We start from the raw sequence: 21,308 nt of genomic DNA, 5'->3' as shown, positions 1-21,308 counted from the left end.
TTAAAATTAATTATGCATTCTTTTGATTATTATTTAGCAAAAAGCGATTTGACACCCTATTCAGGCACTATCATATTCCCGAATTTCGAGGCGTTGCATGCCATAGCGAGTCAGGATAACTTCGTGAATATACTTAATGCTAAACTGCAGGAAGCTGTTCTTGAAAACAAATGGAACCGGTTTTCATTCATCACGCATTTAGTGGCCACAGTAGACAATGGCTATCATGATTATCAGCCGGTATATTTAACCATGATGGATTTTGTAATAAAAAATTTCTCTAAAAACACACACACTACTAACGAACAGGTTATAGAGGTAGTGCTGGACCTATTTTGGCACCAAGAGAAACACCTCAAGGATTTGAACAGAGAGGGACAATTAAAATTATTCAGTTTCCTTAAAATAACTACTGGTTTCAAATATGAAGTAAGTGACTATGATGAAGCTACATTTTTTGCTGTTAACAAATCTATGGATTTGATTAAATATCAAAATGATTACGGCGATTCGCGGGTCCTAAAAAACATGTTCTTAAATCATTTTGATATACATATAAGAAATGAAGCTGCTGAATGGATAAAGGACTAAATAACTTCGTAACTAATGATGTAAATATTTATACGATATTATACAATATCTCAACTTATACCTTTTTTAAACTTTCGTGTAAACGAAAGTAAACTTTCCTGCCCATGAATAGATACACACGCGAAAACCTGCTTAGGATTGAAACATTTATTGAGGAATGGGATGGTATAGACGAAACCCTGTACACTGAAATTAATATAGGCTATATATCTCTGGATGATTTGCTGACCATCTTTATTCCTGAACCTGCCGACGATTACGAACTTATATTTGCTTACGAAATTGAACAAGAAGAGGCTATTAAACTAAAGGCTATTTTAAAAGAAAATATCAATTTTAATTTTGAAAAATACACATATACCTTGGCAAGATTTGGAGTATATAAAGATTAAATATAATATCACCGGATATTGAATTAGATTTGGAGATTTAAGCATCAAAATTCCCAATTTGAAATTAAATAAATAGCAGGACTTACAAAAAACGAGTAGTTTTGATAACCCAAGTTAAGTACCCCAACTACTCATGATAAAATCTACTCCGTTTTACACCAAGCTGGCTCACATAACCATTAGCATACTTGCCTTAGGCTACATTGCCATTATAGGCAAAACCATACTGGCACCGCTTATTATTGCGCTACTTTTTGCCATGCTGCTTATACCGTTTGCCAACTTTATGGAACGTAAAATGAAGTTCCCAAGAGCTATGTCATCTTTTGTAGTACTTATAGTACTTGTTGGGGTTATTAGCGGGGTTATGGTACTTTTAGGTAGCCAGTTATCTGAATTTACACAGGATATTCCCGCTTTCCAGAAACAGCTTATGGAATCGCTTGAGGCTTTGCAAACATGGATTGCCCACTCGTTTCATATAGATAACGACAAGCAGGCCGAATATATAAACAACACCACATCTGAAGCTTTAGGCCGCGGTACCGCCCTTGTAGGTGCTACGTTGATATCGCTGTCTTCCTCACTGTTGTTTATGGTGTTTATATTTCTATACACTTTTTTCCTGCTCATGCACCGCAGCCTGCTACTGCGCTTTATACTGGCTTTATTTCATGACAATCATAGCGTTGTAGTGCGCGAAGTGGTAGACCGTATACAATATATTATACGTAAATACATTCTTGGGTTGTTGCTGCAAATGGCTATAGTAGCTGTACTTAGCTGCATAGTGTTTACCATACTGGGTATTAAATATGCCTTTTTATTAGGCATACTCACAGGCATACTTAACGTTATACCTTATGTGGGCATATTTGTATCGCTAATGCTATCGGTACTGGTAACCTTTGCCACTGCCGATGCCAGTCACGTACTCTTTGTGGTTATTGCCCTGATAGTTATTCACCTTGTAGACAGCAATTATATTATGCCGAAAATAGTAGGCTCTAAAGTTAAGCTTAATACCTTAACCGCCGTATTGGGGCTTGTAGTGGGTGAAATGATATGGGGCATTACAGGTATGTTTCTTGCCATCCCGGTTATTGCCATTGCTAAAGTGATCTTCGACCGTGTAGAGGGCCTTAAGCCGTGGGGAATGGTGCTTGGCGAAGACGACCTTGCCGAAACCCAAAGTAAGATCCCTGCCGATGAGGAATTGCCACCGTTGGAGGAGTAAGTCTACTAAATTTAAATCTTACAGTCAGATTAAATTTACCACATAGAGACATAGATTTTATAATTATTCTATGCTTCTTAAAAGAAAACATAGGTGAAGCTCCGCTTCTCTAAACTGGCGGGCCATGTAAAAATTGATACTATCAACCATAAAAAAAATCGCCCGGAATAACTCCCGGGCGATTTGCATTAACATCAAACCTAAACTACTTTACAGCTTTAAGTTTCGACTTATAATTCTTTTTAAGCTTATCCATTTTTGGTGCAATAACCATTTGGCAATATGGCTGATCGCCATTTAGGGCAAAATAATCCTGATGGTAATCCTCTGCAGGATAAAACTTGCCGGCAGATGATACTTTAGTCACTATCTTTTTACCTTCAAAAATATTCTGGTCGGTAAGCAGTTTAATAAAATTCTCCGCCGATGCCTTTTGCGCAGGCGTGGTATAAAATATTTCGCTGCGGTATTGCGTACCCTCATCATTACCCTGCCTGTTTAAGGTTGTAGGGTCGTGTGTGGCAAAAAATATCTCTAACAAGTCTTCATACGCCACCTCATTAGGGTTGTAGGTAATCTCTATAGCCTCGGCATGACCTGTCGCGCCAGATGATACCTGCCTGTAAGTGGGGTTCGCAACAGTACCGCCTATGTAGCCGGATACTACTTTTTCTACCCCTTTAAGGTCGGTAAAAAAGGCTTCGGTACACCAAAAACAGCCACCGGCAAATATGGCAGTTTCTGTTTTAGCATTGTCCTTTTTTATATCTCCTTTTTTTACTTCATCAGTAACTTTTGCCAATGCTTTAGGGTTGGCATCTGGTGCGCCCTGGCATGATATAGCAAACATTGCCAGTAATACGGCTGCTATTTTTTTCATATATCTCTAAAAATTAATTGTTGGGTTTGCCCGCTATGGGTTGTTAACTAAACTTTACAAGTATACATACGAAATATTGTGCCAAAAAAGATTTATTATGTTTTAAAATGTTTGTTTCTTTGTGCAAAACCGCACTAATGATAGAAGCCAAAAATATACATAAATATTATGACGACCTGCACGTATTAAAAGGGGTAGATCTTTACATACCTAAAGGCGAAATAGTATCTATAGTAGGTGCATCTGGTGCCGGTAAAACTACTCTTTTACAAATACTGGGCACACTTGATAAAGCCGACCCTAAGGCAGATACTTCTCTAACTATAGACGGACAGGATGTATTGCACATGAAAGATAAGGCATTATCTAATTTTCGCAACCTTAAGCTGGGGTTTATATTCCAGTTTCACCAGTTAATGCCGGAATTTTCGGCACTCGAAAATGTGTGTATTCCTGCTTATATTGCTAATAAACCCAAAGCCGAAACCGAAAAAGAGGCGAAAAGGCTTTTAGATTACTTAGGCTTATCGCACCGCATAAACCATAAGCCCGGAGAACTATCGGGTGGTGAGCAGCAACGTGTATCGGTAGCGCGGTCGCTTATAAATAACCCGGCAGTTATTTTTGCCGATGAACCATCTGGCAATCTTGATACAGCTTCGGCCGAGAATCTGCATAATTTATTTTTTAAATTGCGTAACGAAATGGGGCAAACCTTTGTTATTGTTACCCACAACACCCAGCTTGCCGATATGGCCGACCGTAAACTGGTAATGAGCGACGGACATATAGTACCATAATGATAGTTATAGCGGCATACTGGCTTTTTTTATTTATAATTACACTTCCGTTAGGTATAATAACTGTTAATGTGTTAAAACTTAAAACTCAAAATACAGTTATTACCTGGCTGCTTGGAGTGGTACTTTTAACATGTGGCTTTACACTTACTGCATTTTTCTTTCCGTTAGGAGCTCCAAGCCTTTTAACATGGTCATTATTAAGTTTATCGTGCGGCATTTATTACAAGGCGCAGGTAAAGCAGCAGCTACTTGCATTTTATACAAGCCTCATGCAGCTTCCCCTTTATTTAAAAATTGTAATTGCCATAGTAAGCATTGGCGCATTGCTAAAAAGCGCGCAATACCCATTTATAATAGACAATGAGGGTTATTATATACAAACCATTAAATGGCTTAACCAGTATGGCTTTGTAAAAGGAATTGCCAACCTGCATATATTTTTCGCTCAAAATTCGGCATGGCATGTACTACAGGCCGGCACTAACTTTAGTTTTTTAACCGGCAGGATAAACGATATTAACGGTTTTGTTTTTATACTATGCATGGCATACTGCATTACAGAAGGACATGCATTAAGCCAGCCGGGAAAGCAATATTGGTTAAGTTTTATGCCATTATGTACTATATTTCCTTTCCTGTTTTTAGATGTACCTTCGCCAGATTTACCCCTGCTTTTATTAACCCCAATAGTGCTGCATCTTTATATTAAGGACAATAACAGCAACAGTAATTTTAAAGTTGCATTACTGCTGTTTACATTTTTAGTATTTATAAAACTTACCATAGCACCATTAGGGCTTATATTTATAACCGGGCTTTTAAAAAAAGAAAACATAAAATTTGCGCTTGCAGCCGCCATGCCCATAATGGTGCTATGGGTTTTTAAAAACATACTATCGAGTGGTTACCCTTTGTATCCGTTTGGTTTTTTTAAAACAAATTCAGACTGGGCAATCCCTAAAGAACTGCTTGATTTAATGGCCTATATAAATAGCGGTTATGGCTATAAGCGTAACGGCAGCTTACTGCCCGAAGGAACTGCTATTACAACCAAACTTTTATACTGGATAAAACAGGATGGGCTTGCCGGCATAGTAAATAAGGTTACTCTTGCAGTACTTTTTATTATGCCATTTTGCATTATTAATGACAAAAAATACCGCCTGGCCTATGTGGCACTGCTTGTAAATTTTTTGGCTGTGCTATTTACTTCGCCACAGTTCAGGTATTTTTTGCACTTAACCCTAACAGGGTCTTTGTTTGTTATTGCAGCGTTATATAATTATATAAAAGTAAATGCCGGTGTTTATAAAATTATTGTTGTTGCCGGTTCCTCAATGATATTTGTCACTTTTTTTAGTTTTGGCCTATCTGCGCTTACAACAAATAAGCACCACCATGAACAAAGCAAAATTACCTTTCAACAGTTATACCTGCCCGAAACGATTACTAAATACCCCAACATGCAGTTTGAAAAAGTGAGATCAGGAAACCTGGAGTATTATTCGCCCAGACATAACTTTTTGCTTTTTGGTACCGCTAATGGCCCTCTACCCTGCGTAAACAGGGTTCAAATTGAATTTATGCAAAAAAGGCTTGGTATTACACCTCAATTGCGTACCAAAGACATTAAAGATGGGTTTTACTCTGCCAAAACACCTAAAAAATAATTTACTGCATTTTTGTACCTTTGCACCATGCAAGAGACCATGGATATTTTAGAATTAAAATCGTTTTTAGATGATAAAGTACTGCAATACAACAACCCCGATTTTATAGAATCAGACCCGGTTCAGATTCCGCATCTTTTTACACTGCAAGAAGACCGTGAAATAGCCGGTTTCCTTACCGCCACTATTGCCTGGGGAAACAGGAAAATGATTATTAATAACGCAAAAAAAATGGTAGCGCTTATGGGCAGCAGCCCGTATGATTTTGTTATGAACCATAACCAAAATCATTTAGAACCATTGGCAACTTTTGTGCACCGCACTTTTAACGGAGGCGATTTTACCACTTTTATTACTGCCTTAAAACATATTTATACCCAGCACAACGGGCTTGAGGGTGTTTTTACGATCCACCAGAACTCCGATAGCCTGCAACCTGCCATCAATCAGTTTAAAAAAGTTTTCTTTGAGGTTGAGCATCAAAACCGTACGCAAAAACATGTAAGCGACCCACTGGCAGGCTCTGCTGCAAAACGGATAAATATGTATTTAAGGTGGATGATTAGAAACGACAACGCCGGTGTAGACCTGGGCCTATGGAAGAATATTTCGCCTGCCCTGCTTTCCTGCCCGCTTGATGTACATACCGGCAATGTTGCCAGAAAACTTGGCTTGCTCACCCGAAAGCAGAATGATGCAAAAGCCTTATCAGAACTCGATGCACAACTACGCGCCCTTGATAAAGACGATCCTGTAAAATATGATTTCGCCCTTTTTGGATTGGGTGTTTTTGAAGGGTTTTAGATATCGCTTGTTTTTCCTTATTTTTGAAACAAATCAAACTATTATGAAATCTATAAAATTCATTCTTATTGCATTTACTGCTTTACTGTTTAGCACCAATCTTTCTGCACAACAACAAAAAACGGTACAAACAGCTACTATAAAAACCGCCATTTATTGCGACCATTGTAAAAACTGCGAAAGTTGCGGCGATAAATTCAACCGAACGCTATTGAAAGAAAAAGGCGTGCAAATGGTAGTGCTCGATGAAAAAGCCATGACTATTAAAGTAACCTATAATTCTAAAAAGACCAATCTTACCAAAATAAAACAGGCCATTAGCAAACTGGGCTATGATGCCGACGATGTTAAAGCCGAAGCAATTGCTTACGCAGGCCTCGACGATTGTTGTAAGAAACAATAATCACTCAAATTTAAAATATCATTGAGGAATACCATGAAAATAATTATTACTTCCATAATTGCCCTTTTTGGCATGTTTACAATGCATTCTCAGGAAATTATCCCATTATATAAAACGGTGCCTAACAGCAAGCCAGCTCCTAACAAAGAAATAAACAGCACAAAGGGCTATGTACATACCGTTAACGTATCTATACCTACAATTACCGTTTATAAACCATTAAAACCGGGTGCACAACGCAGTGCTGTTATTATTTGTCCCGGCGGCGGTTATGGGGCACTGGCAATGGGGCACGAAGGTGCCGATGTTGCCAAAGCATTAAACAACATAGGCGTAACAGCTTTTGTTTTAAAATACCGTTTGCCAAACGACTCTATTATGAAAGACAAGAGCATAGGGCCGTTACAGGATGTGCAGCGTGCTTTCCAGATGGTGCGCGAGCGTGCTACTGAATGGAACCTTGACACGGCTAAAATTGGCATTATGGGCTTTTCGGCAGGTGGGCACCTTGCAGCAACAGCATCTACACAATACAACAGGGAAGTTATTGAGAATCCAAAACACACGTCTTTTAAACCTGATTTTTCGATACTTATTTATCCTGTAATCAGTTTTTCTGATAACCTTACCCACATGGGCAGCCGTGATAACCTGATAGGCAAAAACCCTAACGAAGCTACCATTAAACAATATTCGAATGAGTTGCAGGTAAATGCACAAACACCTCCTGCGTTTTTAGTACATTCTGCCGATGATACTGTAGTTCCTGTTGGTAACAGTATAACTTACTACGAGGCACTCATTAAAAACAAGGTATACAGCGAAATGCTTTTGTACCCGCATGGAGGTCACGGCTATGGCATGAACAATAAAACTACCGAAGATAAGTGGATGGATAATTTAAAGAACTGGATGATTGCCAATAAATTTCTGTAACCATAAGCAAACAAAAATTAGTACTTTTGTAGTATATGGCAATGATGTCTGCCCTAAACCGCCCGCAAATTTTATTTGTAGCTGATGACGTCTACTTTAATGGCTTATGCCACAGTAGACGTATTTAAATTCACCGGATATGACAAATCAAAATTTAAAAAGGCACATTGCAAATCCCAAATCTGTTATTGTATTAATTGTAAAATGGCTGCTGCTTTGTATAGCAATAGGTTTTGCGACAGGCTGCGCTTCAGCATTTTTCCTTACCACTTTAAATTGGGTTACCAACTGGCGCGAAGCACACAATTGGATTATAGCCTTATTACCCATAGGCGGATTAATTATAGGATTAACTTACCACTACTGGGGCAACAGCATTGTAAAAGGAAATAACCTTTTGCTGGAAGAACTGCATACCCCAAAGCAGATAATCCCTTTTAAAATGGCGCCTTTAGTACTATTTGGTACATTGGTAACCCATTTATTTGGAGGATCGGCAGGTCGTGAGGGTACTGCTGTTCAAATGGGCGGCGCCATTGCCGACCAATTTACGCACTGGTTTAAACTGGATAACTTAGACAGGCAAATCATTATTATTATGGGTATAAGCGCCGGTTTTGCATCGGTGTTTGGTACGCCCATAGCGGGAGCTATTTTCGCGTTAGAGGTTATGGTTATTGGCAAACTAAAATATAATGGACTTCTCCCCGCCTTTATAACTGCCTATATTGCTAATTATTCCTGTACCATCTGGAAGGTTTCCCATACCCGATATTCAATACCAAATGTTCCTGCAATCACTCCGATAAACGTTGCATATACCATTGGTGTTGCGGTACTGTTTGGATTAGCTGCATTGTTGTTTAGCAGGCTGGTTCACTTTTTTAGTGATTTTTTTAAGAAGATAGCATACCCACCACTACGCCCCTTTACAGGCGGTTTATGTTTAGCCATAGCCATATATTTTATGGGAACGACAAAATATATAGGGCTTGGTGTACCTACAATAGTCGAATCATTTACAGTAGCACAACCACCCTATGCTTTTCTCTTAAAAATATTGCTTACAACTTTTACCCTTGGAGCAGGTTTTAAAGGTGGCGAGGTCACCCCGCTGTTCTTTGTAGGCGCAACTTTAGGCAGTGCGCTGTTTATGGTGGTTCCGCTTCCTATTGCCCTATTGGCAGGAATGGGATTTGTTGCGGTTTTCTCCGGTGCGACAAACACCCCTATTGCCTGTACGCTTATGGGTATAGAGCTCTTTGGTTTAAACTGCGGACTATACATTGCCATTGCCTGCATTGTGGCTTATTTTGTGTCCGGTAATAAGGGTATTTACTCCTCGCAGGTTATTGGCGGGGCTAAAGGGTATGTTTACGGAAGGTTTGCCCGTAAATAACAAAGACGCAGGATTACTGCGTCTTTGTTGATATGTTTTAGAGACGCATTCAATGCGTCTCTACGTTTAGACGTTGCAGTGCAACGTCTCTACTGTTTGGCTACCATTTCGGTAAAACTGCGTGCAGCATTCGAGAAATCCGACGGTACCAAAACAATAGTAGTTGTATTGTTGTCAATACCAATTTCCGATAGCATTTGCATACGGCGAAGTTCGAGGGCAATGGGGCTTTTTTCCATTTCGGCGGCACCCTGCGTTAATTTTATAGAGGCTTCGAGCTCAGCTTCGGCTTTTACAATACGGGCGCGTTTCTCGCGAATAGCTTCTGCTTCGCGGGCCATGGCGCGTTGCATTGCTTCGGGTATCTCTACATCCTTCATCTCTACCATCTCTATTTTTATACCCCACGAATTGGTGGCAGCATCTACAATTTTCTGCAATGTGGCGTTTATCTGTTCACGGCCGCGCAATACTTCATCAAGCGAATGCTGCCCTATAATGTTTCGCAATGCCGTAACAGAGAACTGGTATACCGCCTTGTTGTAATCGGCTACCTTAATAATAGCATCTTCGGGGTTGGTAATTTTAAACCACATAACGGCATTTACTTTTATGGTAACGCTGTCTTTTGTAATGGTTTCCTGCTGTTCAAGGTCGACTGTTTTAGTACGGATATCTACTGTTTGCTGGCGTTCGATAAAGGGTATAATCCAGTACAGCCCCGGCCCCTTTACGTTGGTAAACCGCCCCAGGCGAAAAACAATCGCCCTTTGGTATTCCTGTGCAATGCGAAAACCCGATAATAGTATCAGGATAATGATCCCGATAATAGGTAATAGTGTCATCATCTAATTGTTTTGGTTATTGCTGCTAAGGCAAAAGTGATGCCTCAAAAAGCAGTACTAATTTACGACGACATATACCATCGGCGAATGCCTTAAACCTATTATTTTTCAGGCAGATATACGATTTATACTTAGTGCAGATGTTGCCATTTAACACCTAAATTTAGTCAGGTTTTAAACGGGAACCCTGCAAAGGCTGAAGTGTTTTTATATAAATGATGCTAAAGTTGCAGAATGATTTTTTTAGAGTTATTAACTATTACGATATATTCGTTAAATCATAATGATGAATTTCTGATATACTCATCGTATTACAACATTTATACTATTGATTTAATATTCAATTTACTGTTTTTTCGGCTAAAGCTAAAATAAATAATAAGGCCTATAAGTAACCATGCTGTAAAGTATATCCAGTTCCACACGCTTAGCTGTGCCATCATGTACAGGCAGCAAATAAGCCCTAATAGCGGTATAAGTGACAAGTTTTGGCGGTAAGCCCAAACTGACAGCAATACCAACGAAATTAGGAATATCCACATGGGTATTTTGTGCTTAAACAGGCTTAAACCGCTTTCATATTTTAAAGAATCGTCTATAGGCAATTCAGATACTAAGCGTTCATATTGGGCAGGGTCGCTTTCATAACGGGAAAGGATACTTTCAAGGTCCTGGTTGCCGGTGGCTACATCGCGAGCAAGTAATGAGTTGTAAACCTGGGTAGTTTGTTCTTTAGTAAGCGATGTTACAATAGTTGTGGGGTTATTAACCTCTTTGGTATTAGTTACAAATGCCTCCACTCCTTCTTTATTATAAATGTAGGATAATGCAAGGCCTGCAATAAGCCCTATGGTCATTAAATATTTAGCGTTTACATAAGGCGTTTTAAACTTGCCCCTTGGTATTCCCGGTTTGTTTTGCAGTACCAAAACCCCTGCACATACCAGTACAAAAGCAAAGAGGGTACCTATACTGCACAAGTCTGTCACCATAGTAAGGTTAAGGAACAAAGCCGGTACAGCCACTACAAAACCGGTAACGATTGTGGCGTAAGATGGCGTTTTAAACTTAGGGTGTACTTTACTAAAACGCTTTGGCAGCAGGCCATCGCGGCTCATGCTCATCCATATACGGGGCTGCCCCATCTGAAAAACCAATAGTACACTTGCCATCGCAATAACAGCACTTACGGCTATTATGCCGCTCATCCATTTAAGATTAAGCTTTGTAAATACAAATGCCAGCGGATCGCCCACATTAAGCTCGCTGTAACTTACCATACCGGTAAGTACCAGTGCGATAATTACATAGAGAACGGTACATATTATAATGGCCCACATCATGCCACGAGGCAGGTCGCGTTGCGGGTTCTTGCATTCTTCAGCAGTGGTAGATATGGCATCAAAACCTATATAAGCAAAGAAAACTGCCGATACCCCTTTGAGAACCCCACTGGCACCATTAGGCGCAAACGGGTCCCAGTTGGCAGTATCTACATAAAATACACCTACGGCAATAACCAATAGTATTATGCAGAGCTTAACCACAACCATTAGGTTACTGGCATTGCGCGACTCTTTCATACCCCTGTATACCAGGCAGGTTATAATTACAATAATAAGAAGTGCGGGAAGGTCGGCCACAAAATGAAAGGCACCTATTGCGGGAGCTGTAGTCCATGCAGTATAAGCAGCCTGAAGCCCGGCATCAAGATTTTCGAAGGTTTTACCGCCCTGCATAAGCGCCATAGCATCGGTATAGCCGTTAGAGGCCGTAAGGTAATCCATTTGTACCCACTGCGGCAGGTGTATGCCCCCGCTGTCGAGCAGGCCGGTAAAGTAATCGCTCCAGGATATGGCTACCGTAATGTTGCCTATGGCATATTCCATAATGAGCGCCCACCCTATTATCCAGGCTACAAGTTCGCCAAAAGCTACATAACTATAAGTATACGCACTGCCTGACACCGGTACCATACTGGCAAATTCGGCATAGGCAAAGGCGGCAAAACCACAGGCAATGGCCGTAAACAGGAAAAGAAAAATCACAGCAGGACCACCATCGGCACTGGCTTTACCTATGGTGCTAAATATACCGGCACCTATAATAGCGGCAATACCAAAGGCAGCAAGGTCTCTAACCCCCAGGTGCCTGCCAAGGGAATCATGCCCATCATTATTTTCTACCTGGTTTAATATGTCCTGAACGTTCTTTTTTCTAAAGAGGTCTTTTAATGCCATTATGGGTTTTGGTTTTTATGCGCAGCTAACAAATATAAAAAAAACAATACAGTTTTGCTTTATTCTTAAATAATTCTTAATTTATAATACATAGGCGTTTTCTATAAGTTGATAGAAAATTGTTATAATGTTTATACATATAATAGAGACAACTGCGTTATTTTTGTAATCAGAAAAACATTCATCACTAAAACACAAACAATATGTCATTCGTAGGAAAAAAATTCCCAAACATTGCCGTAGACGCTATCTCTGAAATGGGCGACAACCTAAAAATCAACGTTTTTGAGGAGGCAGTTAACAATAACAAAAAAGTATTATTATTCTGGTATCCTAAAGATTTTACTTTTGTATGCCCTACAGAGCTTCATGCTTTCCAGGCTGCTTTAGGCGAATTCGAAAAAAGGAATACTGTAGTTATAGGTGCATCTTGCGATACTAACGAGGTTCACTTTGCATGGTTAAACACACCTAAAGATAAAGGCGGTATAGAAGGCGTTACTTACCCTATACTTGCAGATACTAACAGAAACTTAGCAAACATTCTTGATATTCTTGATATTGAGGCAAGCGGTTATAACGAAGATACAGACTCTGTAGTTCTTGAAGGAAGCAACGTTACCTACCGTGCTACATATCTTGTAGACGAAGATGGTAAAGTTTTCCATGAAAGCATTAACGATATGCCACTGGGCCGTAATGTAAACGAGTACTTAAGGCTTATAGATGCTTACACGCATGTACAGGTTAAAGGCGAAGTTTGCCCGGCTAACTGGGAAGAAGGTAAAGAGGCTATGACTGCAGACCGTAGCGGTGTTGCGTCTTACTTAGCTTCTAACTAATTAAAAACTTATAAAATTACCATCATGTTACAGGAACTTGAAAAAGATAATTTGGCAGAGATCGTATCCGGTGCTCCGGTTGTTGTAGTACAATACTCGGCAGGATGGTGCGGCAACTGCAGGATCATGAAGCCAAAGTTTAAAAAACTGGCGAGTGAAAACGACGGCATTACCTTTGTACTTGCCGATGCCGAAAATTTCCCGGAGTCGCGCAAACTGGCCAAGGTAGATAACCTGCCCACCTTTGCAACATTTAAAAACGGGGTACTTGTAAACCAGGTACAAACAAATAAAGTAGAAGTTTTAACAGATCTTGTAAATGAAGTTACCAGTAATTAAGCACTTAACTCAATTTATTGAGGATAACGACCAGGACTACGTTATAGAAGCCCTGGAGGTGCTGGAGGCACTTACCGAAGTTCCGTCGCTTAAAGACGAAGAGCTGGATGTTGTGGGAGAACTGATCTCTAACATGTATGGTGCGCTCGAGGTAAACAAAATGATAAAAGACGGAATGGACAAAAAAGCGGCGCTTAATGCATTCATGATGCGCGTACTTGGTGCCATAGATAAGAATTAGTTATTTTAAATTCAGATAAGAACGCTCTCAGTAATGAGGGCGTTTTTTGCTTAATATATTTATTAAGCCAACAGGCTTTGTTACTGTAATTAAAATTTAGAATTTTATACAAGAATATTTAAAACAAATTAAATAATTGATAATGGACTATACCTTCAGGCAGGCAACATTAAATGATGCACCTTATATATGGGAAATACTAAAAGCAGGAATAGAACGAAGAAGGATGGATGGCAGCAGCCAGTGGCAGGACGGATATCCTAACCCCGAAGTTGTTGCTACAGATATTAAAAAAGGAACAGGTTATGTACTTACAAATAATGATACTATTGCAGGGTATTGTGCTGTAATTGTAAATGACGAGCCCGAATATGCAAATATTAAAGGCGAATGGCTTACCAACGGCAATTTTATAGTGTACCATAGGGTTGCTATCTCTGAACAATTTCTTGGTAAGGGGCTTGCACAACAAATGCTGGTTTATATAGAAGCTTTTGCCCTAAATAAAAATATTAAGAGCCTGAAAGCAGATACTAATCATGATAATGCAGGCATGCTTAAAATATTTGAAAAACTTGGCTATACCTACTGCGGAGAAGTAACCTTTCGGGGATCTGCAAGAAAAGCTTTTGAAAAAGTTTTGAAATAATATTTTCAAATATTATAAACATTTTTAGCCTATTTTCTTCAAACATAAAAAAGCCCCATTAAAATTTAATGAGGCCATAGTGTTTATGAAAGTAACAGTATTACTTAACAGCATCAATTGCTTCGCGAAGTGCCTTTGCAGCTGCGGCAGAATCTTCGGCACCATAAATGGCACCACCGGCAACGGCAACTTTCACCCCTGCTTTTACTACTGCTGCAATGTTATCTATGTTAACGCCACCTGCAATAGATACCGGTACACCTACACGTGCTGCTTCATCAATTAAAACCTGAATAGAGTAACCCGGTGTCCACTGCTCGTCAAGGCCGGCGTGAAGCTCTACAAATTCTACACCCAGTTCTATAACTTCCTGTGCCCTCTTAACACGGTCAGGATTACCTATAGTGTCTACCACTACTCCTTTACCGTGTGCCTTAGCTGCCTTTACAGCACCTATTATTGTTGCGTTACCAACAGTGCTTAAAACGGTAACTAAATCGGCACCGGCTTTAAACGCCATATCTGCTTCAAGCTCGCCCGTATCTGCCGTTTTAAAATCGGCGAAAACCAGTTTATCAGGGTGTGCATTTTTCATTGCCGTTATTACTGCCGTACCCATATTTTTTATAAGCGGCGTGCCTAACTCTATAATATCTACATACGGTGCTACTTTTGCTGCTAATGCTAATGCCTCTTCGGTTGTCAATAAATCTATTGCTACTTGTAATTTTGCCATGATGGTATTTATTTATTATTAAAAATTAAATGTGTTTATTCTAAGTTGGCGTGCCTCTTCCACAGTTCTTCAGCCGGGGTGCCATCCAGCTTCCAGAGCGACTGAAAAACGGCATCCATTAAAAGGAGTAAAAACTGCTCGAACAGGCTGCCTGCATATTGTTTAGATTTGTCTCCCCCATGGTCTTCCTTTTCTGCTGCCGGGATATAAACCACATGATTAGCCAGTTTAGCTAACGGAGATGCTGTATTTGTTGTCAAGGCCACAAGGCTTGCCCCTGTAGATGTGGCTTTTTCTGCAGCACGCACAATACCGGCGGTAGTGCCTGAACCTGATGCCGCAATTAAAAGGTCGCCTTGTTGTATGGCGGGTGTGGTGGTTTCGCCCACAAAATAAACGGTAAGGCCAAGGTGCATAAGCCGCATTGCAAAAGAGCGCATTGCAAACCCGGACCTCCCCGCCGATAGTATAAAAATGCGCGGTGACTGCCTTATGTAATTTATAAAGGGTACAAGGGTTTCTAAATCTATTTTTTGCGATAGTTGTAAATTCTCATTCAGTATCAGGTCGAGGCTCATCTTAAGATTATCCACCAGCTCCTGCTTGTGTACTTCATTCTGCGTTTGCATATAAGCTTGTTTTAACAATGGTAAAAGTAGGCACATTGCAAAGGCAGGTAGTTATACAATCAGCGCATAACATGGGACTATATGGAAACATTGCGAACAAAAAATAATCATAAACCACTATAAAACAGCGGTATTTCCGAATAGTCCTCTATAATGTTCTAATAATCCTATGCTAATATTTTAATAAGTGTTACTTTTACACGTATGATTGAAACCCCTATTCCCACCCTCGAAAAATCGTTGCTCTACATCAGGAATTTAAACAACTGCCCGCCCAGTTATTTAAACGATCCGGGGCGCAAGGATTTTTTTGAGGTGGTATGGCTTAAAAACGAAGACCCGCTGCACGGCATAAGCGATCCTGCTTATGGCATTAAAGGCGACTGGATTTACCTTATACCGCCCTACCGTGTTCATCAGCTTAATAAAGCAGGTAAAAATGGTGAGCTTATCTCGTTTAAAAGATCGATGCTGGAAGAAGAGGACAAGGACTTTTTACTGGACCTGTTCAGGATATTTAATGTTCAGGGAGAATTTTCGTGCCTGCGCTTAGATGAAACGTCGGCAAAAGGGCTGGGTGATATTTACAGGATAATGGAGGAAGAATATAACAACGGTAATAACTTTACCATGCTACAGGCTTTGCTCAAAGTATTTTTGCTTAAGCTTATAACTGTAAAGGAGCACGAATTTTCCGGCCATGATGTTCATCAAAAACGGGTGTACGAATTTTTAATGTTGCTGGAAGGTAATTTCTTAACGGTAACCAATATTGACTTTTATGCAGGCAAACTGGGTATTAGCTCTAAAAGGCTGAACCAGATACTAAGGGAAAAGCTTGATAAGACCGGCACACAAATTATACACGACAGGCTTATACTGGAGGCCAAACGTAAAATTATACACAGCGATGTTACCATTAAAGAAATAGCTTACGACCTTGGCTTTACCGACAGGCCATATTTTAGCCGGTTCTTTAAAAAGCAAACCGGAGAAACCCCGGAGGAATTTCAGAAAAAGGCACGGGCACATATAGAGTCTAAATTTAATACGCTGGTGTAGTATTCAATTACTTTAGCAGGTTAAAAAAAAGCCTTAAGTTTACTCTATATAACACAAACAATAAATCATGAACTCTGACTATAAAGATATTATAACAAAGGCTTATATAGGCTTTAATAGCCGTAACATTGATGCCGTACTGTTGCTCATGGATAGTAACGTGCGCTGGCCTAAAGCTTTTGAAGGTGATTATGTAACAGGCCACGAGGCAGTACGCGAATACTGGACAAAGCAATGGAGCGAAATAAACCCAAAGGTAGAACCTGCATCAATTACACAACGGGCAGATGGCAAAATTGAAGTTGAAGTTAACCAACTTGTTAAAGACCTGGAGGGTAACGTTCTATTTGACGGAAAAGTAAATCACGTATATACTTTTGAAAATAATTTGATAAGTGTTATGGATGTGGAGGAGGTTTAATCCTGCTGCTAAATTTTACTTTAATTGTTTACTTTAGCGGCCATAAATTAAAACAGGAATTTATTAGCGGTATAAAATGAGGAAACGTATAAATTTTGTAATTGCACTATGTATTATAGTTGTGGCGAGCATAAAAGCTCAGGAAAGTAATATAGAAGGGCTAACGGTTAAATTTAGAAAGGTATCTGAAGATTATGTACTTTCAGGCTCAAACCAATCTTCTTCAGTAAGCCAACATACCGTCGGCAATTCAAATAACATGTCATCAACCAGCGTAACTTTTGCAGATGATGGGATGAAATTTGTAAAACTTAAGCTTACTTTAAAAAATGAAGGTGAAAAAGACTGCAACTTTGATTTTGCCAATGTTTACATTTCAACAGAACAAGATAGCCTTTATGGCTTTATACAGTTACAAACATCATTCACAGGTACTAAAACAAAAATTAAACCCCATAAGGAAATCGACAGGATCGTATTTTTCGACTTCCCTGATAAAGCTACCCCAAAGGAATTATTTATAGAAGATAAAAGATATAGGATAATTGTAGAAAAGTAAAGTTCAATAATCTGAAGCACTTCCATTATAGTTTTTAAAACAATTAAATCAATTTAATAACCTGATTTATATTTACTTCTAAAAAAATAGTTTTATATTTGCACCCGCATTCGGACCAACCTCTGGCGATAATCGTGTATATGTTGCTCTGATTTAAACAATTAAACATAAAAATCATGTCTGATTTAATTAAATTCGTACAAGACGAGTTTGTTACAAAAAAAGATTTTCCTGAATTTGGAGCTGGTGATACACTAACGGTGTACTACGAGATCAAAGAGGGTGAAAAAACAAGGACTCAGTTCTTTAAAGGGGTTGTTATCCAAAAAAGAGGCGCTGGTATTACTCAAACTTTTACAATCCGTAAAATGAGTGGTGCTGTAGGTGTAGAGCGTATTTTCCCATTAAACATGCCTGCACTTCAAAAAATCGAACTTAACCAACGTGGTAAAGTTAGAAGAGCCCGTATTTACTACTTCAGAGATCTTACAGGTAAAAAAGCAAAGATCAAAGAAAAAAGAAGAAGATAATTTTTCGTTCAAGTTATATAAAGATCCTTTCCGGCAACGGGAAGGATTTTTTTTTGCTTTATAATCGTAGTGCTTAAAGCCTGTTGCTTTAATTTCATTGTCAATACACTTCATACAATTATAAAATATTTAGCAAAGTGGTTAACATTTTGTTAGTTATATTCAGAATAACTTAGCATTATAAATCAAAACACCCTGAATATTATGAAATTTACATTTATTAAAGCAACAAAAATGGCACTGCTTTGTTTTAGCATGGCTGCCCTGTTTTCGTGTAACAAAGCAAAAGAAGAAACTCCCGAAAAAGAGATGAACGACAGTATTGTTAAAGAAAATAAAGAAGTAAAATTAGAACCAAAAGGCCCTGCACCGGAATGGGGAACTAACATTAAACCGGAAATGGCGGTAGTTATAGAAAAACTGGCCAGCCTGGGCGGTAAACCTATAGAAACCCTTACTGCCGCAGAGGCACGCCAACAGCCTACCCCTACCGATGCTGTAATGGCAGTAATGAAAGAACATAATATTGTTATGCCTAACCCGCTTTGCGATACCATAGGCAAACAAATACCTGTAACAGGCGGTACTACTCATGTGCGTATTTATACTCCTAAAGAAGGTAAAGCACCATATCCTGTAATTGTATATTACCACGGTGGTGGCTTTGTAATTGCCGATATTAATGTTTATAATGCAGGTGCACAAGGCCTTTGTGAGCAAACGGGTGCCATTGTAGTGTCTGTAGAATATCCTAAAGGGCCGGAGAAAAAATTCCCTGCTGCACATACTGTAGCATTTGATGCTTACCAGTGGGTACTTAAAAATGCAGCTTCGTTTAACGGTAATGCAGGTAAAGTTGCCGTGGCCGGAGAAAGTGCCGGTGGTAACCTTGCTGCTAACGTAAGTATTATGGCGCGCGACAAAAAGATCATGCTGCCGTTATATCAGGTATTGGTTTACCCAGTAGCTAATAACGATATGAATGCGGAGAGCTATGTAAAATATGCTAATGCAAAACCACTCAATAAAGCAATGATGGGCTGGTTTGTAAAAAACTACGCGTCTGAAGCGCAGTCTGCAGACCCTCGTTTAAGCCTTGTAAAAGCAAACCTTAAAGGCCTGCCTAAAACTTTGATAATTGGTGCCGAAATTGACCCGCTTCAAAGCGAAGGTAAATTACTTGCCGATAAACTTAAAGATGCCGGCGTAGATACCGAATATAAATTATATGACGGTGTTACCCACGAATTCTTTGGTATGGCAACTGTAGTTCCTGAAGCTAAAGATGCACAGGGCCTGGCTGCTAAAAATTTAAAAAGTGCTTTAGGTTTATAGGAAACCGCAGCCTTTTGTAAAAGTCCTTTCTGTAGTTGCAGAAAGGACTTTTTTATTTTTACGTAAAATTTTCATGTTAAAAGTTATGTAAACATAAAATGCATCATGCTTACCTATTGTATCTTTAAGTAATCAAGCTACTACCTCATGCCCGAAGGACCAAGTATTATAATAGCTAAAGAAGCTGCCGATATTTTTACTGGCCAGGTTGTATTATCTGCTGCCGGCAATGCAAAAATAGATATGGACAGGCTTCAGAACAAAAAACTTAATGCCATTAAAACATGGGGCAAACATCTGTTGCTTTGCTTCGACGGTTTTACAATTCGCATACACTTTTTACTCTTTGGCACTTATAGAATTAATGAGCGTAAGGAGTCGCTGCTACGGCTCGGGTTTGTTTTTAGTAACGGCGAACTTAACTTTTATACTGCCGCTGTAAAGGTTTTGGAAGGTGATGTAAACGATCATTACGACTTTACCGCAGATGTAATGAATGATAACTGGAATCCGGAAAAAGCAAAGCTTAAACTACAGGAAGTCCCTAATAAACAGGCCTGCGATGCATTACTGGAACAGGATATATTTAGCGGCGTGGGCAACATTATTAAGAATGAGGTTTTATACAGGGTACACATACATCCGGAGTCTTTAATTGGAAAAATACCTCCCGATAAGATTGATGCTATGGTTACAGAGGCCCGCAATTATAGCTTTGATTTTTTGCGCTGGAAACAAAAAGATGAACTTAAAAAGCACTGGCTTGCCCACAGTAAAAAAATCTGCAAGCGCTGCGACCTTCCACTTTATAAAGAGTATACCGGAGTTAAAAAACGCCGCAGCTTTTTTTGCACTAACTGCCAGGAACTACATAAATGAAAAAACAACTGTACATAGGGTGTTCCAGCTATTACAACAGCCGGTGGAAAGGCGTTTTCTACCCTGAAGATATGCCTTCAAAACAATGGTTTGAGTTTTACTGCCGGCATTTTGAAACTTTCGAGATAAATGCTACTTTTTATAAATTCCCTACACTCAGGGTTATGAAAAACTGGTACGACAAAGCTCCTGACGATTTTATATATTCCGTAAAGGCACCCAAACAAATTACCCACATTAAGAAATTTGACAATTGTAAGGAAGAAATAAATCAGCTATATGCCGTTTGCAAAGAAGGCCTTGCCAATAAGTTAGGATGTATATTGTTTCAGCTCCCGCCAAGTTTTAGCTATAGCGAAGACAGGCTTGGACTTATCATAGATTCATTAAACCCTGATTTTAAAAACGTGGTAGAATTTCGCAACGAAAGCTGGTGGCGCCAGGACGTATACGATGCTTTGGCTAAAAATAATATAACTTTTTGCACAGTTAATTACCCTAAGCTGCCTACGGCTGTTGTTGTTACTACAAAAATAGTTTATGTAAGGCTGCATGGCAATCCGCGGCTGTTCTATTCGGAATATACTTTAGATGAACTAAAGGAATTACAGGAAGATATCTCTTCGAAGAAAAATTGTAGCGAGGTATTTATTTTTTTTAACAATACAGCAAGCAGTGCCGCCATTATAAACGCACAGCAATTTAAAAACCTATAAGTTAACTACATAGTAAAGAATATTATTAATATGAAAATATTTTTTTATTAATCTACTATTTTTATAGAGTAATAAAAAAAATGAATATATTTGCAGTATCAAATTAGAATACCAACGATGAATGCACTTATAATAAACAATATCGCAAATATGTGCTGCTGCATGAAAAT

General features: G+C 39.2%; 25 protein-coding genes and 1 riboswitch. Of the genes, 20 read left to right on the top strand and 5 right to left on the bottom strand.

The features are described 5' to 3' along the window. Positions 1-48: 48 nt before the first annotated feature. The 3 genes from F565_RS0107445 to F565_RS0107435 all read left to right on the top strand — a co-directional run bounded on the left by F565_RS0107445 (position 49) and on the right by F565_RS0107435 (position 2,220). Positions 49-591: a hypothetical protein gene (locus tag F565_RS0107445; protein WP_154652558.1), complete on the top strand. Its 543-nt coding sequence runs from the start codon at positions 49-51 to the stop codon at positions 589-591. 104 nt (positions 592-695) lie between these two features. Then, positions 696-983 (top strand): DUF7683 domain-containing protein, encoded by a 288-nt coding sequence (locus tag F565_RS0107440; protein WP_020212581.1) that lies wholly within the window; start codon positions 696-698, stop codon positions 981-983. Between the two features lie 133 nt (positions 984-1,116). Then, positions 1,117-2,220, top strand: a complete 1,104-nt coding sequence (locus F565_RS0107435) for an AI-2E family transporter (RefSeq protein WP_020212580.1) — start codon at positions 1,117-1,119, stop codon at positions 2,218-2,220. Positions 2,221-2,425: 205 nt separating this feature from the next. Here the strand turns inward: F565_RS0107435 and msrA are convergent, their stop codons facing one another. Next, a complete protein-coding gene (gene msrA / locus F565_RS0107430) occupies positions 2,426-3,100 on the bottom strand; it encodes a peptide-methionine (S)-S-oxide reductase MsrA (protein ID WP_020212579.1) in 675 nt (224 codons plus the stop codon). A 137-nt stretch (positions 3,101-3,237) separates the two neighbouring features. Between msrA and F565_RS0107425 the strand changes: the two genes are divergently transcribed. The 6 genes from F565_RS0107425 to F565_RS0107400 all read left to right on the top strand — a co-directional run bounded on the left by F565_RS0107425 (position 3,238) and on the right by F565_RS0107400 (position 9,115). Continuing rightward, entirely contained in the window at positions 3,238-3,900 is a 663-nt protein-coding gene (locus tag F565_RS0107425; RefSeq protein ID WP_020212578.1) for an ABC transporter ATP-binding protein, read from the top strand. Then, positions 3,900-5,573, top strand: coding sequence for a DUF8201 family protein (locus tag F565_RS0107420; RefSeq protein WP_020212577.1), 1,674 nt, complete (start codon positions 3,900-3,902; stop codon positions 5,571-5,573). The genes F565_RS0107425 and F565_RS0107420 overlap by 1 nt, the downstream gene beginning before the upstream one ends. A gap of 39 nt (positions 5,574-5,612) precedes the next feature. Continuing rightward, entirely contained in the window at positions 5,613-6,377 is a 765-nt protein-coding gene (locus F565_RS0107415; protein WP_020212576.1) for a TIGR02757 family protein, read from the top strand. A gap of 43 nt (positions 6,378-6,420) precedes the next feature. Beyond that, positions 6,421-6,780 carry a heavy-metal-associated domain-containing protein gene (locus F565_RS0107410; protein WP_020212575.1) on the top strand — a complete coding sequence of 120 codons (360 nt, stop codon included), beginning with the start codon at positions 6,421-6,423 and terminating at the stop codon, positions 6,778-6,780. Positions 6,781-6,813: 33 nt separating this feature from the next. After that, the gene (locus F565_RS0107405; protein ID WP_020212574.1) at positions 6,814-7,716 is read left to right on the top strand and encodes an alpha/beta hydrolase; all 903 of its coding nucleotides are present in this window, start codon (positions 6,814-6,816) and stop codon (positions 7,714-7,716) included. A 28-nt stretch (positions 7,717-7,744) separates the two neighbouring features. After that, positions 7,745-7,817, top strand: a riboswitch (Fluoride riboswitch). A gap of 38 nt (positions 7,818-7,855) precedes the next feature. Next, positions 7,856-9,115, top strand: a complete 1,260-nt coding sequence (locus F565_RS0107400) for a voltage-gated chloride channel family protein (protein WP_020212573.1) — start codon at positions 7,856-7,858, stop codon at positions 9,113-9,115. An 89-nt stretch (positions 9,116-9,204) separates the two neighbouring features. Here the strand turns inward: F565_RS0107400 and F565_RS0107395 are convergent, their stop codons facing one another. Next, complete coding sequence (locus F565_RS0107395; protein ID WP_026299938.1) at positions 9,205-9,963, bottom strand: slipin family protein; 759 nt, start codon at positions 9,961-9,963, stop codon at positions 9,205-9,207. 317 nt (positions 9,964-10,280) lie between these two features. Further along, positions 10,281-12,200, bottom strand: coding sequence for an amino acid permease (locus F565_RS0107390; protein ID WP_020212571.1), 1,920 nt, complete (start codon positions 12,198-12,200; stop codon positions 10,281-10,283). A 203-nt stretch (positions 12,201-12,403) separates the two neighbouring features. Between F565_RS0107390 and F565_RS0107385 the strand changes: the two genes are divergently transcribed. The 4 genes from F565_RS0107385 (at position 12,404) to F565_RS0107370 (ending at position 14,271) form a co-directional block, all read left to right on the top strand. Further along, positions 12,404-13,042: a peroxiredoxin gene (locus tag F565_RS0107385; RefSeq protein WP_026299937.1), complete on the top strand. Its 639-nt coding sequence runs from the start codon at positions 12,404-12,406 to the stop codon at positions 13,040-13,042. A gap of 24 nt (positions 13,043-13,066) precedes the next feature. After that, positions 13,067-13,381 (top strand): thioredoxin family protein, encoded by a 315-nt coding sequence (locus tag F565_RS0107380; RefSeq protein ID WP_020212569.1) that lies wholly within the window; start codon positions 13,067-13,069, stop codon positions 13,379-13,381. Continuing rightward, positions 13,362-13,622 (top strand): DUF6952 family protein, encoded by a 261-nt coding sequence (locus F565_RS0107375; protein WP_020212568.1) that lies wholly within the window; start codon positions 13,362-13,364, stop codon positions 13,620-13,622. The genes F565_RS0107380 and F565_RS0107375 overlap by 20 nt, the downstream gene beginning before the upstream one ends. 142 nt (positions 13,623-13,764) lie before the next feature. After that, complete coding sequence (locus F565_RS0107370; RefSeq protein WP_020212567.1) at positions 13,765-14,271, top strand: GNAT family N-acetyltransferase; 507 nt, start codon at positions 13,765-13,767, stop codon at positions 14,269-14,271. Between the two features lie 100 nt (positions 14,272-14,371). On the opposite strand, the gene hxlA is transcribed toward F565_RS0107370, so the two are convergent. Continuing rightward, positions 14,372-15,007 carry a 3-hexulose-6-phosphate synthase gene (gene hxlA / locus F565_RS0107365; RefSeq protein WP_020212566.1) on the bottom strand — a complete coding sequence of 212 codons (636 nt, stop codon included), beginning with the start codon at positions 15,005-15,007 and terminating at the stop codon, positions 14,372-14,374. A 35-nt stretch (positions 15,008-15,042) separates the two neighbouring features. Further along, positions 15,043-15,636, bottom strand: a complete 594-nt coding sequence (gene hxlB, locus F565_RS0107360) for a 6-phospho-3-hexuloisomerase (protein ID WP_035642118.1) — start codon at positions 15,634-15,636, stop codon at positions 15,043-15,045. 204 nt (positions 15,637-15,840) lie between these two features. Here hxlB and F565_RS0107350 point away from each other — a divergent pair, with 204 nt between their 5' ends. The 7 genes from F565_RS0107350 (at position 15,841) to F565_RS0107310 (ending at position 21,138) form a co-directional block, all read left to right on the top strand. After that, the gene (locus tag F565_RS0107350) at positions 15,841-16,698 is read left to right on the top strand and encodes a helix-turn-helix domain-containing protein (RefSeq protein ID WP_020212563.1); all 858 of its coding nucleotides are present in this window, start codon (positions 15,841-15,843) and stop codon (positions 16,696-16,698) included. A gap of 67 nt (positions 16,699-16,765) precedes the next feature. Next, positions 16,766-17,119 (top strand): nuclear transport factor 2 family protein, encoded by a 354-nt coding sequence (locus F565_RS0107345; protein WP_020212562.1) that lies wholly within the window; start codon positions 16,766-16,768, stop codon positions 17,117-17,119. A gap of 76 nt (positions 17,120-17,195) precedes the next feature. After that, positions 17,196-17,678: a DUF4352 domain-containing protein gene (locus F565_RS0107340; RefSeq protein WP_020212561.1), complete on the top strand. Its 483-nt coding sequence runs from the start codon at positions 17,196-17,198 to the stop codon at positions 17,676-17,678. 176 nt (positions 17,679-17,854) lie between these two features. Then, positions 17,855-18,208 carry a 50S ribosomal protein L19 gene (rplS, locus tag F565_RS0107335; RefSeq protein ID WP_020212560.1) on the top strand — a complete coding sequence of 118 codons (354 nt, stop codon included), beginning with the start codon at positions 17,855-17,857 and terminating at the stop codon, positions 18,206-18,208. A 204-nt stretch (positions 18,209-18,412) separates the two neighbouring features. After that, entirely contained in the window at positions 18,413-19,543 is a 1,131-nt protein-coding gene (locus F565_RS0107325; protein ID WP_020212558.1) for an alpha/beta hydrolase, read from the top strand. Between the two features lie 147 nt (positions 19,544-19,690). Beyond that, positions 19,691-20,422 carry a hypothetical protein gene (locus tag F565_RS0107315; RefSeq protein WP_020212557.1) on the top strand — a complete coding sequence of 244 codons (732 nt, stop codon included), beginning with the start codon at positions 19,691-19,693 and terminating at the stop codon, positions 20,420-20,422. Beyond that, the gene (locus F565_RS0107310) at positions 20,419-21,138 is read left to right on the top strand and encodes a DUF72 domain-containing protein (protein WP_020212556.1); all 720 of its coding nucleotides are present in this window, start codon (positions 20,419-20,421) and stop codon (positions 21,136-21,138) included. The genes F565_RS0107315 and F565_RS0107310 overlap by 4 nt, the downstream gene beginning before the upstream one ends. Positions 21,139-21,308 lie beyond the last annotated feature (170 nt).

The organism is Flavobacterium rivuli WB 3.3-2 = DSM 21788 (assembly GCF_000378485.1).
Lineage (GTDB): Bacteria > Bacteroidota > Bacteroidia > Flavobacteriales > Flavobacteriaceae > Flavobacterium > Flavobacterium rivuli.
Note: the sequence above shows the minus strand (reverse complement) of the source record. Positions and strands in the feature narration are given on the sequence as shown.